Here is a 14,833-nt window from a genome sequence, read left to right on the forward strand (position 1 = left end):
TCCACGGAGTTACCGGTGTGCCGCGACGCCTGGCTCCCTCCCTGCAAGCAGGGGATGGAGCCGATGGCGCTATCGACAGAACGCCCGAGGTTACCTCAAGGCATCAATTCAAGGGTCAATACTTCAAACGGTGCCAGCGTGATCGTGCTTACATGGTCGGCATCCAGTTGCTTGGGCACATCCCTGCCACTCTTCCACACATCGCGCACGCTGAACTGGTGAGTCGCGCCTTGCGGCAATTCGAGCTGACGCTGCAGGTCGATCACTGCAGTCTGTGGCCGCGCGTCCGGGTTGCGCAAGGTAATGATGGCCTTGCCCGGCGACCATGCCGCCCAACCATACACGTCCAGCCGCCCGGGGTCACCGCCGATCCAGTGCGAATCCCGCAGCACGTCCGCATTGGCGCGCGACCACTTGGCTGCGTCGGCCAGTACATCCCAATCGTTGCTGCTCAGCAGCGACGGCGTGATGTACATCTCCTGCAACTGCGTGCCGGTGCCGAAGTACGAACGCACTTCGTTGGCGAAATCATGCCCGGGATCGGTGTTGAGCCGTTTGTTCATCTGCGCGTAGATGATGCCGTGGAGCATCAGCGAGTTGAGCGGATACAGCGGTCCCTGGATCACGATGTTCTCGTAAGTCTGCTGGTCACGATAGGTGATCCACTGCTCGCGCTCCGTACCCACGCCCGCATGCCAGTCGTCTTCGCCGCCACGCCAGATCGAATCGGCGTAGCGCAGCCAGAACGGCGAGGCCCAGGTGCCGGTGGTGAGGTTGATGAAGGTATCGGGCTTGTCGGCACGTATATCCTTGATCAACTCGATCGCCGCGGCAAAGTCGCTGTCGAAGCGGCTGCCGGGAAATACGCTGTCCGCATTGCCGGTGCCGTCGAACTTGAACTGGTTGATGCCGTCCTCGTTCAAGAGCTTCATCACCACGTCGTGGAAGCGCTGGTAGTACTTCGGTCCTGACAGCGCCAGGCCATCGTTGACAATCTCATAGCCAGCCGCCTTGCCATTCTTCACCCGTTCTTCCTTGGGCTTGCTGTAGCCACCCCAGGGCGACAGCCACATGCCGGGCGCTGCGCCGTATTTGGCGGCAGCCTGGCGCAACGGCACGAAGCCGTGCGGGAAATCCTTGCTGAAGCCCCAGCCGCCGGAACGGTCATCCCAGCCATCGTCGAACAGGAAGGAATCCAGTTTCACGCCCCGCTTCACGCTTAGCTCCTCGCCGAAGGCATGAATGCGATCCAATGCCTCAGCCTCGTTATAGGGCGTGAAGTAGCCGATGTCGTACCAGGAGTTGTAGTGCAGGAATGGCCGATAAGGATGGGCCCGCTCGCGCTCCACATAGGTGGCGAAATCGCGGCGAAGCTGGCCTTCGCGCACCACGCCTACTACGACTGAATAGCTTATCGATTGCCCTTTGCGCAGCGGCAGGCTGCGTGCCATCGACAAGCTCACGTGCTTGCCGCGCACCTCGCTGTCCGACAATGGATTTTCCAGCCCCACGTACATATTGCCGGCCACTACCGGCGAGCCCTTTACCACGCCATCCACTTCCGCATGGTCGATGCTGGACGGCAGCAGGGAAATGCTGGTCAATGGCTCGTCCTGCTTCAGCGCTGTGACGATCACCACCTCACGCAAATAAGGGGAGCCTTCGCGCTGGACGAGTTGCCATTGGATACGGAAGCGATGGTCCGCGTCACCGAACACCGCCCTCACCGCCTTTCCAGGCAGGCGATCCGCCAGCCGTGAGGCTTTGGAGTCGAGCGGCAGCGACTGCTCGGCCGGCGCTGACAGCAAACGCATGTCGCCGGCCTTGATCGTTTGCTTATTTGGCAAGACCAGCGCGAAGAGATCATCTACCTTCAGCACCTGACCATTGTCACGATCGGTGATCGTGATGCCGGACAGCTTCCCGTCGCCTACGATCCAATGGGCCTCGATGGCTGTATTGCCGAAACTTGCCTGCCCCCCGGCGGCGGCATAAGCAGGTGCGCCGGCGTTGAGAATGACGGCGTCGTTGGCATGCGCCTGCCCCATCCATGCGCACAACAGGCTTGCAGCAAGCGCTTTCTTGTAGTGTGTTCGATACATGCAAGGTCTCATTGATCCGAGGTTAGTGGGCAAATCCTCCCCCGCTCGCAGGGGAGGATTGAAGCGGCATCAGAATCGCTGCTGATAACGCATATATACAAACCTCCCCAGGTCATACGACGAGTTGAAGTCAAACGGCGTATCTCCGCTGGAGTAACCGCCATAGACGTTCGGGCTAACTCGATTGAAGATGTCGTTCGCACCCAGCGAGATGGTCGCATTCCACGGCGCATTCCAGTACACCTGCACGTCGTTGAAGGTCACCGACGGAATCTGTGTCTGCGGCATCACACCCACGCCCGGCGCGTAGTAGTTCGGCAGCGTACATGGAAACGCGGTAACGCCCAGCGAGGGATCGAACGCGCAGTTCGCCTTGTACGGCGAGAAATAGCGTGCCGTCCAGCTGGCGCCGAAGTCATGCCAGCTCCAATCCAAGCTCACATTACCCCGCAAACGCCACGCGCTATAGAAATTCTGCGTATTGCCGGCCATATAGACGATATTGGAACCTACTGTCGGCAGCATGTTGAACGCGGTGAGATAGGTGCCATTCATGCCAAGCTTGAAATTGCCGAAGCGAGTCTCCGGAAAACGGTAGTGGGCGGAGAAATCGTAGCCGCTCTCCTTCATCCAGCCGGCATTGGTTTCCAGGTTCAGCATATTGATGATCTGCCCAGTGGCTGCGTCGCGCTGAAACTGGCCACAGGCGGATGTAATGCTGTACTGGTAGCAATCGGCGATCAGCTGGTCGTTGCTGATACCGGTGATCAGGTTACGGATGTTGTACGTCCACCAGTCGACGGTGGCATCGAAGCCGGGCAACCATGACGGGCTGTAGACCAGTCCAAGATCGCCGTTGTACGAGGTTTCCGGCCGCAGCTTGGGATTGCCGCCGGTCCAGTTCGTGCTCGGCATATAGCCCGATCCGCTAGGCCCGGTGATGGGAGCGCCATTGTTGTCGGTCTGGCGGAAATTGGCTGGCACGCCTGGAATGCCGCCGTAGCCGCTAAGGCAGCGCTGCGCTACCAAGGTACTTTGTCCGTAAGCGGATGGACCGTACACGGCATCACAGGGGTCGGTGAAGGTGCCGGCAGGATAGCGTCCCTGGTACAGATCGTTCACCGTCGGCGCGCGGAAACCCGTGCCATAGCTGGCGCGCACCAGCACATCGTTGATCGGCTTCCAGGTCAGCTTGAACGAACTGTTGGTGGTGCTGCCGAAGTTGCTGTAATGCGAATAGCGAGTGGACACGTCCAGGCTGAGGCTTTGTGCACCGGGCAGGTCCTTCAGCAGAGGTGCGTTGATTTCCGCATAGGCCTCGTTGAGGTCATAGCCGCCTCGGTTGGGGCCGACGCCGCCGTCGGTGGAATAGCCGGCATAGGCAAACGAGTCGGGACTGTCGTAACCGGATTCATCCCGGTGCTGGACGCCGGTGGAGAAGGTCAGCTCGCCTCCCGGCAGCTCCAGCAGATCGCCACCGAAGTCCGCCGCCCAGGCGCGCTCCTCACTGCCGTAATGTTCAACGCTGTTAATACCGATGTAGTTGAGCATCTGCGGCGTAAGCGTCGCCAGCGGGTTGATCGGCACGCAACCGGCAACCACATTGTCCGGCGTACCGCACACCACCGTACCGTTCTGCAGAAAGGACGGCCCCAGCCCATTGGCTACGTTGATCAGGTTGAAGTAGCCCGTGCGTACATTCACACCACTGATCTTGCTGTCGTACATGTACACGTCCCAGTTGAACTCGTGCGAGCCAAGGCTGAACAAGCCGTCCACGCCGAAGCCGTAGCGATGGTTCTTGGGATTGTTGTAGCTGCGATAGCTGTCTTGGGTTATGCGCTGGGCGATCGATAGGTCCTTCACGCCGTAGACTGGATTGTAATAACTGTACTGGGAAAGCAGCGACGGAAAATTGCCGTTGGCGCCCATGCCCGAATAGAACAGCGGTGTATTGGATTTGGCGTACTCGTAGTCCGCGTTGTAGCCGTAGTTGAACTTGAAGGTGATGTTGTCGGTGATCTTGTAGTGCGTATCCAGGTACAGGTTCTTGGTTTTGTCCGCGGTCAGCACCATGTTGCGGCGGTCCGCGTCGGGGTTGTAAGTCTGGTCGTTTGGATTGACCACGTCGCCATCCGGTCCATGCGTAGCCAGCGTGAAAGGATGGTAATCGGCGGGATTCATCGGATCGCCGCCGGGATTGAGCACCAGTCGGCCGCCACCGGCAAACGAAGCTGGAGCATTGCGGATCTGTGGCTGAGAATCGTATGAGCTGAGCCCATAATAGGGGTGCTGCGAGGTATACGGATAAGCGGAGAAGGGCCGATCGTTCGCCCACACCGGGCTCTGGTTCTGATACGACAGGCTGAGCACGACACCGAACTTGTCGGTGCTCTTGCCCAGGGTGACGCTGCTTTGCGTCTGGCGCCCATCGCTGTGCGGCATGTATTCGCCGTTATACGTATCCAGCTGTATGCCGTTGAAGTTTTTCTTGGTGATGATGTTCACCACGCCGGCAATCGCATCGGAGCCATAGACCGCCGAGGCGCCGGTGGCAAGAATGTCGATGTGATCGACCACGGCGGTGGGAATCACGTTGATGTTGGTGTAACCGCCATGCGCCGCGCCGATGCGTTGTCCATCCACCAGTACCAGGGTACGCATCGCTCCCAAGCCACGCAGGTCGATGAACGCACCGCCCTGGTTCGGGCCAAGGTCACCCGGCGCCGAACGGCTAAGATCCGGCGGCGACATCGAGGAGACGTTCTGCAACAATTGACCTACGGTGGCGAAGCCCTGCTTCTGGATCTCCTGCGAGCTGATCGTCACCACCGGCTGCGCGTTTTCCACATCCACGCTGCGGATGTTGGAGCCGGTTACCGTCACCGCCTGCAGGCTGACCGGCTTCTTGGCGGTGGTTTGGTCGGCGTCACTGCTGGAGGCAGATGTGCTTTGTGCATTGGCATAGCCCATGAAAGGCAAGCCGGCCAGCACCATCGTGAGCTGCAGCGCCAGGTATTTCTTACGGCAAGCCGGGGCCGTTGTGCCGCGTGTCGCTTCGCGGCATCCCATGTTGTTTGCAAACATCAAAACTACCCTCCCGTGTTGTGATGCCGCATCGCGCGGAGTGAGACCGTGCGTGCGCGCGTATATGTCCGGGCGAAAGCTCCCCTTGCGCTCGGACTTGTTGTGGGTACTTCAGACTCCTGTTTGGATGGCGTTGCGTTTCATCAGTACCGGAACGGCTAAAGCCGATGCACGGTCACTTTGGGCAGCAGCGCTTCCACGCTGCTGCGCTCCGCAAAACCGGTTTCTTCGGATTCCGCATTGGCTACGCCGCAGGCCACGGCCAGTCGCAGCGCCTCATCGAGCGGCATATCCCGCTTGATCGCCACCGCCAAGCCGGCGAGAAAGCAATCACCGGAACCAACTGCATTGCGCAGGCGCGTCGGCGCGAGCTGCGCATGCCATATACCCGTTTCGTTCGCGGCGACGGCGCCCAGGTCGCCCATCGTCACCACCGGCATCGCAATGCCGCGCTCGCGCAGCACCTTCACCGCCATGTGCGCTGCTTCGATATTGATCACCGGATGGCCGACCAACTCACTGACTTCGTCACGGTTCGGCTTCACCAAAAACGGCTTCGCGCCTACGGCCTTTCGCAACACTTCGCCGCTGGCGTCGACCAGGCAGCGCTTGCCGAGACCATGCACGTACTCGGCCAAACCGGCATACAGCGCGTCGGCAAAACCGCGCGGCAAACTGCCGGAAAGAATCACCAGACTGCTGTTTTCGACACTGCGGCCGAACTCGCGCAGCAAATCGTCCTGCTCGACCTGACTGAGTTGCGGCCCCTGCCCCAGGATCTCGGTAATGCTGCCGCCCGATTCCTGCAGTGCCAGGCATTGGCGCAAGGGGCCGTTGATCTCTACTCCGCGAAGCTGCACGCCGCGCGCGCTCATCTGGCGGGCGATGAACTGCTCGTGCGCAGCATCCACCAGGCCGACCAAACGCACCGGTTCGCCCAGCGCGGCAATGGTCTGCGCCACGTGCACGCCTTTGCCGCCGGGATAGGTCTTTTCTTTGCGCACACGATGCACTTGGCCAGGCTTCAAGGCGTCGATCTGGATGAAGCGATCGATGGCAGTATTGAAGCCGGCGACGGTGATCATGCTGCGTCTCTGAGCAAAACCTGCGCTTCGTCCGCGGTAGCCTGCCGTGTGGTGCCGCCGATGCCACGCGTGGACAGGCTGCCGCACGCGCTGCCCCAGCGCATGCAGTCGATCCAGGGCACGTCACGCAGCCAGGCATGCAGGAAACCTGCGTCGAAGGAATCACCGGCGCCGGTCGTGTCGATGGCATGGATGGGATAAGCCGGCACGCTCAACCATTGCTCGTCATGCAGGCTGGTGCAGCCCTGGCGCCCGCGCTTGACCACGGTGCGGGTGCACCCGTTCTGCACGAAACGCAGGGCCGCATGCAGATCGCTGCAACCGGTGATGGCCAGCAATTCCTTTTCGTTGGGCAGGAAGATGTCGACCTCGTTCAAGGTCTCGAGCAGATCGCCGCCCCATTGCTGGGCAGGATCGAAGCCCGGGTCGAGTGACGTACTGAGCCCCGCCGACTTCGCGCGTGCAAACAGCTGACGGCAGCCCGTGCGCAAGCCTTTCTGCAGGTAATACGAAGAGACATGCAGATGGCTGGCGCTCTGCAGCCATGCATCGGCGATGTCTTCAGCCTGCAGCTCCGACATCGCCCCAGGAAAGGTCACCAGCGCTCGATCCTGCGGGGTGGACAAGGATGCCGTTACGCCCGTGCGCAATGCCGGATCGGGGCGCAGCGATGACACATCGATGCCTGCGTCACGCAGCGCGTTGAAACAGAACTCGCCCGACGCGTCCGCCCCCAGGCAGCCATGGAACGCCACCTGATTGCCAAGGCGCGCCAGGCCCATCGCGCAGATCATCGACGAGCTGCCCGGCGTCATCACGAAATCGTCGGCCAGCACCTCGTGGCCGGGCTCAGGAAAGGTGCGGCACCCTTTGAACACGAAGTCGACGTTGATTTCACCGACCAACAGTATGCGCGCAGGCGAGCTCATTACGCCGCACCATGCAGCGCAAAATCCTGGACCACGCGCGTCAGCACACCTTCGGAGGGAGTATCGGGCTTGCCGCCCAGCTCCAGGCAGCGGAAGAATGCCAACCATTGCGCGGCAACCACAGCTGCCAGCAAAGGCGGCAAATCCGGGTTGGACTCACTTGCCGACGTCTTGATGGCCACATCGCCGGCACAGAGCAGATCGGCAGGAATTTCGTGCCCCACCACCAGCTTGGCCATGCCGAGCCGCTTGCGCGACAGCTCACGCAGCAGATCGCATTCGTAATGGCGCACGGTGGGATCGGCCGACAACATTGCTACCACCAGCGTATGCGGATGCACGAAGGACATCGGCCCATGGCGCAGGCCGAGAAAGGTTTCCGCCAACGTGACCACCTTGCCGCCGGTCATCTCCAGCATCTTCAAGGCGCCTTCGCGCGCAGCACCGAAAGCGGCACCACTACCCAGATAGACCGCCGAACGCATATCGCGCCGGGCCAGCGCAGCGATAGCATCGGCATGGGTATCGAAGATGGCTTGTGCATTCACTGCAGCCTGCTCGATAGCGTCAGCAGACAATGCATCGCACAACAAGCCCAAGCCGCCCAGCAAAAGATTGGTGAAGCTGCTGGTCATCACCAGGCTGCGGTCATTGGTGCGCTCATCCAGCACGAGCGCGCTCACACGGGGCTCATCCCGGTACTGCGTAGCCAGCTTGCCTGCTGCATTGCAAGTAATCACCAGATGCCGCCATGCCGGCGCTTCGGTCAACAGGGTGTTGACTACCGCGGTGCTTTCCGGGCTATCGCCCGAACGCGCCAGCGACATCAATAAACCCGGCCCCGGCGGCAATACGCTGCGCCAATGTGTCAACAAGGTGCCTGCAGGGATCGCCTGCACCGGCAACCCCAAACCTGCTTGCAGCAGCGGCGCCAGACACTCGCCGATGTAGATCGAACTGCCCGAACCGGTCAGCACGATGTGCGCGGGGCGTGGATCGAGTGCTTTGGCCAGTAACGATTGGGGGGCTGCGCCGTGCGTCAGCCGAAAGCTGTCCCGCCAGGTGGCGGGCTGTTGCAGTATCTCGCGCAACGTATCGGCATACCCTTCCGCCCGTTGCACCTCGGCCGGCTTTGCCGTCAGCGCCGTAAGCGCATCGTTGTCTTTCGTTTTCCTTTGAAAATCTGCCATTTCCTGATTACCCATGTCTGTCATCCAGGCTAGCGAGCGCTGAAAACCATCAAGCTGGCGCACGTGATCCATTGATTGCGACCGCGCGCGGCCGGGTCATCCTCGCCGTCCTTTCTCCTGGTAAAGAAGCCGTTTTTCGCCATTCCGGCAAGCGTGGGAAGGGGGAAATGAGTCATCTCATGACATGAATTGTCCAGGGCGGCCCTACGATGTGGCCTCATCGTATTCGAAATGAAAGTGGACTTACAAGAGCTTTCGATAGCTTCCGATTGTTTTCCGACCTCTCATCCTAAGGACATGCACTGCGGGTAAAATCCCCCGCGCCGGAACCATGCAGCGCCACCTAATATCTCTATATATCCATGATGATGTTCGCCTGGCCTGAATTTAACAGCAGCGAGGCGTCCGCCCGGCATAGCTACACCTTGCCCTGGCCGTCACAGCCACCGGGATTCGCGCCCTGTGCCTTGTGTCTCGAACGATCAAGGCAACGTCCTCCACTGCTGATTGGCGCCGCCGTTGCAATCCCAAATCTCTTGGGGGTGCCGTTCGCCGCGATGTAGGCCGGATCATCCAGGCAGCGCTGAGATTGCTTTTCCTTGGCCTGAAAATCGACGAGATATCAAGCCCGGGCCACCAAGCCGCCCCTCCCGGCATTCGCCGGGAGAGGAGCTGCCTTTTCACAAATCACAGGGAACACCACAAATGCTCAGCAAGTGAGGACTCGCTTCATTGCGGCGCAAAAACCACTATTTGATCAGCCGTCGGCCAAACCGGTACGGGACCGTTTGTGCTGGCATCCCAATCCCTAATGGGAGCAGTCACCACATTGCTCAGTTGCGAGGAATCGAACGCGTTTGACGCAAAGCTCAGCGCCAGTCCGCTGTAGCGATTGACCAGACGATATTCCGGCGTGGATGGCACCACGCCACCTATCGCGGTGATTAGCTCGAAGCGCCACTGCTGGCGCGCCTGTTCGCTGGATGCGGTCGACGATGGCATCGGCGCGGCCAGACTGACCTTCGCACCCCAGGCGCGCCCTCCATTGCCTCCGTCAACCTGCAAGTAGCTCTTCCCTTGGGAGACGTAGAAGAACCCGTCGCCTACAGGGACGAACGTCCACTTGTTGCTGGCGGCACCGGAAACAGGCGCACCCTTCGAGTGCTCGACGATATAGGTATTGGTCGGACTCCTCGTACCATTCACGCCGATGTAGTAAGTCGGCAATGCGACCCCAGGATTGAAGCTGGTAGTGATCGACACATACTCCGCGTCGTAAGTACTGCAACCGACGTGGCAATAGAACGGGAAGGAACGCCCCAGATTGCTCGGCGACGTCAAGCTCCCGCCGTCCACGGTCCAGGTATACCAAACTCCGCTATTGGCAAAAGGCACGTTTCCCGCGTAGGTCCATTGCTGACCGGCCAGATCGTCGGATGCATAGAACACGATCCTGTTCGGGGTGACGGCTTGAATCAGGTACTTCTGCAAATAGACGTTCCACGCAACCGAGCCACCAATATTGCTGCTGCCATAGCCCGCCAGATCGTTGGGCGATTGCGCAGAAACCGGCCAAACCATGCTTTCATGGGCAACCGGATCGTTATCGGCCCCAACATTGCTCTCCATCGACGCAGCTACATCGCCTTGGCCGCAAGCCTGGGTGACTGGGTCGCATGTCCAGTCGATCCCAGGTGTTTGGCTCCAGCCTCCGCTGTAGTACTTCTGCCAGGATCCTGGCGCCATCTTCTGGCTGATCGGCGCGCGGGCCACATGGGTCCAGGTATGGCTGCCAAATCCGCCCCCATCGGGGGTCATGATGCGGCTGAAGTAGTAGATGTAGAAATAGCCGGACGCGGTATCGACGATCAGCCGAGGATCGCCATCACCGTAATAGTAGTAGTACTCGTTGTTGTCGCCGACGCCGTAAGGTGAGGTGAACAAGGGCTGTTGCAGCGACCACGTATTGCCTTTGTCGGTGGATATGGCATACGAAAGGGCATCGATGCGTGGGTTGTTCGGATAAATTTCATTGTGGACGATCCCGTACCAGTACCCGGTATCCGGATCGACCCAGATCCCGATCACATCGCAGAAATTGCCGTCTGCGTAGCCTCCCGGCCCAGGGCTGTCTCTCGTGCCCTGATAAAACTGCGTGTACACAGGATTTTGACTGGTACACAGGGTCTGGGTGTTGTATTGGGAGTTCGCCGTCGACAACTTCAGCGACGCTTGCGCATTGGCTCCGGTATAGAAGTCCCAGACATGGTCTGCAGGGGCCTGATCGTATTGACTGTAGGCGTTTTGAAGAAAGAACGTTCCGCTCGAATCGATGAACAGGGAGTTCGGCGTGTCATTGGAAGGCGATGAAGCCACCGCGCTTGCCGCCCTCGTAAAGTTCATGCTTGCCGACGTAGGCGTGTTTATGGTGGCCACGAATTCTTGCGTGCCAGCGCACCCCGACGCATCAATGTAGGTCGCCGTATAGACATTCGGCCCGATCGTCAGCGGAATATTGTCGATTTCGCGCGCGTTCGACGAAAAGCCATTGGGGCCACTCCAGATCCAGGTGCCGCCATGGGGCTGTGGGCCAAGATCGACGACTGCACCTGAGGATACGACCACACTTGAGATGTTCTGCCAGCCGTGGGCTTGCGTCCAGACGTACGGGGTAATCGGGGCGGTACAATTTTTGGTAGCCGCTATCTCGAAGGTTTGCGTGCTGCTGCAGCCGTTGGAGTCGGTGTACGTGGCGTAGTAGTAATTGGCCCCATTGCCCAGCGGAATATTGTCGATTTCCCTGGCCGAGGATGTATAACCGCTAGGACCTGTCCAGCTCCACGTCCCTCCCATGGGTTGCGGACCAAGATCGACAGCCGTACCCGCCGATACCACGATCATGGATAGGTTTTGCCACCCGCCCGCTGAGGTCCAGATATAGGGTGTGATGGGCTGAGCCGTACAACTTGGCGCGACGGCTTGGGGTACTGACACGGAGGTGCCCTTCGCGTCCACCCACCCGTTGCCGACAAGCAGTACGACGAGAAAAACCAGCAGCGTTCGCCAATAGAGCGACGCCATGACATGCCTGCAATGCGTCTTCATTTGCGTACTCCAGTTACGTTGATGAATCGACCGTGGCCGGATGCCGGAGCTGCAAATCGCTTCAACCGGCACCCTTGGCCCTGGTCGGCCAACGACCTCGGAACACAAGGTCAGAACTTCAGCGTGGCTCCCAACATCACGGTGCGGCCGTTGAGCAGCCACTCCCCTGGATACTCGGTAGAAGGTCCGTTTCTGAGTTTTTCGCTGTACACAATCGGGGTATTGAACAAATTCTTACAATCGGCAAATACCGTCAGGTTCGGGGTAAAGCCGTATTGCAGGTGCATATCCACCTGATTGCGCCCGTTGGCGACCTGCTCGGTGGTGTTGTAGCCCCATACATTGGGATCGAATACGTACCGGCCGCGGTGATTCAAGGTCATCATTCCGCTGAATCCGTATTTTTCGTAGAACAGCGTGGCGTTGAATATTTTTTTGCTCAAGCCAGGAAACTGCGTCCTGACGACGTTGTACTGGGGGGCAGCATCCGTTTGGCCGTCGGAAAAGGTTCCGTTGATTTCAAACCCGAACCCGGACCAGAACGACGGCAAGAAATCCAGCGACTGCTTGTAGTCGGCTTCCAGCCCGCGCACGAACCCGTTGCTGGCATTCACCGGATAGGTGACATGGAACGTGTAACCGCCGATGTTCTGGGTTGTCGAACCTTGCTGGATGAAACCGTGAATTTGCTTGTCATAGCCGGCCACGGAGAGCACCGAAGACGGCCGGAAATACCACTCCCACGACAAGTCGTAATTGATCGACGAGAACGGCTTGAGATTGGCATTGCCCTCGGCGATCTGGAAAGAATCGACGGAAATGGCAGGCACAGGAACCATGCTGTCGATGGTGGGGAGGGAAATCGTCTTGCTGGCGCCCAAACGCAGGACCATGTTGTCGGTCAGGTTGGCGGCTGCATTCAGGCTCGGCAGCAGTACATGGCTTGCACCACGCGTGTCTTGCCGGCTGATAGGCGGAAAGATGGCCCCCTCGCAACCGGCTGTTCCGATATGACAAGGCGGGAAAGTGATGTCGGCAATATTGTAAGAGTCGTAGAGAAACTCCTCGAAGGTGTTGACGTAGCGCAAGCCTATATTTCCCGAAATGGGAACTTTGCCGTCGAACTTGAAATTTGCCATGACATAGGCGTCACGGCCGCGCTCGATCATGTTCCAGTTGTTGCCGGGATTGCTGTAATAAACCGTCTGCGGGTTACTTCTGAAGTTGCTTAGCGAACCGCCAAAATATTGATTGAGCCAGAGGTTCGGGTTGATGAAAAACAGCCCGGACGGCCTTGCACCCGGCCCGCCGTAGCCGTTCAGGACACTCGTGGCCCAGGATGGATACTGCACGGCAGAAGCGAACGGATAGGTCGTCTGGCCCGGCTGAAAGGCGAACGTCCAGTAGTGGTAGTCATAGACCCTTGGGCGGTCATAAGCCTTGGCTCCGAACTTGACCGATTCGAGAATGCCGTCATCGAAGTAGCGAGTTACATCCAGTTGCAGCGATTTGATCGTGTCGTTGCCGGTTTCAGTCACATTCTTGAATTGCTGATCGGCCCACTGGGAAGGATCGGAAATGTTGAACGATGGATCCAAGATGTAACCCTGGATCGGCGCCCCGGGATAGATCTGGTAACCCCCATAGACCGGAGTGTTGGGGGTCGGGGTCTGGCCGCCAACCGAGGAGTTGATCAACAGCGGGCGCATCCATTCCAGCGTGTCGGAAGATTTGCTGTATTGCGCCGTTTCGCTGAATTCCCAATTCCCTACATTGGTGTCCACGTTCAACCTGAGATTCTTCATGGTTGCGCGGTCGTCGGAATACGTGTTGTAGAACGTGTAGGCAACGACGGGCACGGATAGTCGGTTGAACACTCCGTTCTGATCGACCGAATAATCGGCGCCAGGGCCGTTGTAGGACGGCGCGCCGAACGGTTCCAGCGGAACCACACCGTTGTCCGCCGTTACGTAGAAGCTGTCTCTATGCGCGTAGAAGCCGGTCAACGTCGCGGTGGTGGATTTGAGCGGCCTCCACTGCAGCGCGGTGTATACCGTCCTCGTATCGACTTTCGACTCCATGTTGCTGTAGCCGGTTTCGGAATACGCGTAGTAAGGGCCCTTGCCATTGATGGTGACTCCATAAAAAGGCGACGGGTCCGACGATTGATTCAAAAAGGCGCGCTTGTTCCAGTCAAAACCGATCGTTGCCCCGAACTTGCCGTCATCGAACACATCGCTGAAAAGCCCGGTGAGATCGGGGTAATAGCGAGTATCCGCTTCGCCCGGCGACCCTTGCCCCTTGGCGGTGATAACGGTGCGTTCCTTTCCGATGCCGAACGGCGTGATGGTTTCCATGTCAACATTGGCGCCGATGCCGCCTTCATCGAGATCGGCACGAGATGTCTTGTAAACCTTGAGCGTCGAAACAAAGTCCGGCGACACGAGGTTATAGTCAAACGTGCGCACGCCCAGATCGACGCTGGTCGCGGACAAGCCATTGAAGGTTGCCAAGGTGAAATCCGTAGGCAGACCACGCACGGTAACGTACTGCCCTTCGCCGTTGTTGTCGCGCGTAATTTCGACACTCGTTACATGCTGCAAGGAATCGGCGAGATTGGTGTCGGGAAACTTGCCGACGTCTTCGGCCGAGATCGTGTCGACGACCGCGGTTTCATAACGCTTGGCATCGATGGTTCGGTCGATGCTGCCGAGAATGCCCGTAACGGTCACCACGCTCAGTTCGGTGGGCTTGGCTTTGCCATCTGCCGTTTTTTTCTTGCCCGTGGCGGGCGCCTGGGATGTTTCGGGCTTGTTGTCCGTAGCCTGGCTCGTTTGCGCCAAGACGGCTTCGAACGGCATCCAAAGGCTTATGCCCAACGCGATCCACAATGCTGTACGCGGTAATGCGGAGCCCTTTCCGTAGAGACATGGAAGGACATCCTTTCGACCTGCACGAAAGTTCAGACCTGCTTGCATGACCTTACTCCCCTTCAGCCGGATCTATTGATTTATTGCGCTTAAGACTTGCCTGCTTGACCCTTCCTCCCCGTCAGCCGGCATGTCGCTTGGTGTGCCCTCATGTCCTCCGCTTCATGTGCCGCATTGGGAATGCGTCATCGTTTTTGTTCCGCCGCACGTCGGCGTACGCATCGCTTTCCAACCGGAAGCGATGTGAGAAAAAGCAGGCCAGGCTGCGGGACAGCCCTGCCCCGTCGGGCTCTGCCTTTGGCGGCGGCAACATCCCGTGCAATGCGTCCTTGCAAACCGCCAAAGCGGGAGTCCCCAGCCGTCACCACGGCGGGCCGACGCTCCTCGTCGGCGGCGCGAAACCGA

The 14,833-nt window shown here is 59.1% G+C and carries 7 protein-coding genes; all 7 read right to left on the bottom strand.

Annotation, left to right across the window (positions count from 1 at the left end; translation table 11 throughout):
* Window positions 1-95 precede the first annotated feature (95 nt).
* The 7 genes from QQJ96_RS11685 to QQJ96_RS11715 all read right to left on the bottom strand — a co-directional run bounded on the left by QQJ96_RS11685 (window position 96) and on the right by QQJ96_RS11715 (window position 14,359).
* Window positions 96-2,102, bottom strand: coding sequence for an enterotoxin (locus tag QQJ96_RS11685; RefSeq protein ID WP_284332179.1), 2,007 nt, complete (start codon window positions 2,100-2,102; stop codon window positions 96-98).
* A 69-nt stretch (window positions 2,103-2,171) separates the two neighbouring features.
* A complete protein-coding gene (locus QQJ96_RS11690) occupies window positions 2,172-5,189 on the bottom strand; it encodes a TonB-dependent receptor plug domain-containing protein (RefSeq protein ID WP_284332180.1) in 3,018 nt (1,005 codons plus the stop codon).
* A gap of 158 nt (window positions 5,190-5,347) precedes the next feature.
* Window positions 5,348-6,274 (bottom strand): 1-phosphofructokinase family hexose kinase, encoded by a 927-nt coding sequence (locus QQJ96_RS11695; RefSeq protein WP_284332181.1) that lies wholly within the window; start codon window positions 6,272-6,274, stop codon window positions 5,348-5,350.
* On the bottom strand, window positions 6,271-7,203 hold the full coding sequence (locus tag QQJ96_RS11700; RefSeq protein ID WP_284332182.1) for a carbohydrate kinase family protein: 933 nt from the start codon (window positions 7,201-7,203) through the stop codon (window positions 6,271-6,273). The genes QQJ96_RS11695 and QQJ96_RS11700 overlap by 4 nt, the downstream gene beginning before the upstream one ends.
* Entirely contained in the window at window positions 7,203-8,393 is a 1,191-nt protein-coding gene (locus QQJ96_RS11705) for an SIS domain-containing protein (protein WP_284332183.1), read from the bottom strand. The genes QQJ96_RS11700 and QQJ96_RS11705 overlap by 1 nt, the downstream gene beginning before the upstream one ends.
* A 729-nt stretch (window positions 8,394-9,122) precedes the next feature.
* Complete coding sequence (locus QQJ96_RS11710; protein WP_284332184.1) at window positions 9,123-11,498, bottom strand: RICIN domain-containing protein; 2,376 nt, start codon at window positions 11,496-11,498, stop codon at window positions 9,123-9,125.
* A gap of 110 nt (window positions 11,499-11,608) precedes the next feature.
* On the bottom strand, window positions 11,609-14,359 hold the full coding sequence (locus QQJ96_RS11715) for a TonB-dependent receptor (RefSeq protein ID WP_284332185.1): 2,751 nt from the start codon (window positions 14,357-14,359) through the stop codon (window positions 11,609-11,611).
* Between the last annotated feature and the right edge of the window lie 474 nt (window positions 14,360-14,833).

This window comes from Dyella flagellata (genome assembly GCF_030160275.1).
Classification (GTDB): Bacteria; Pseudomonadota; Gammaproteobacteria; order Xanthomonadales; family Rhodanobacteraceae; genus Dyella_B; species Dyella_B flagellata.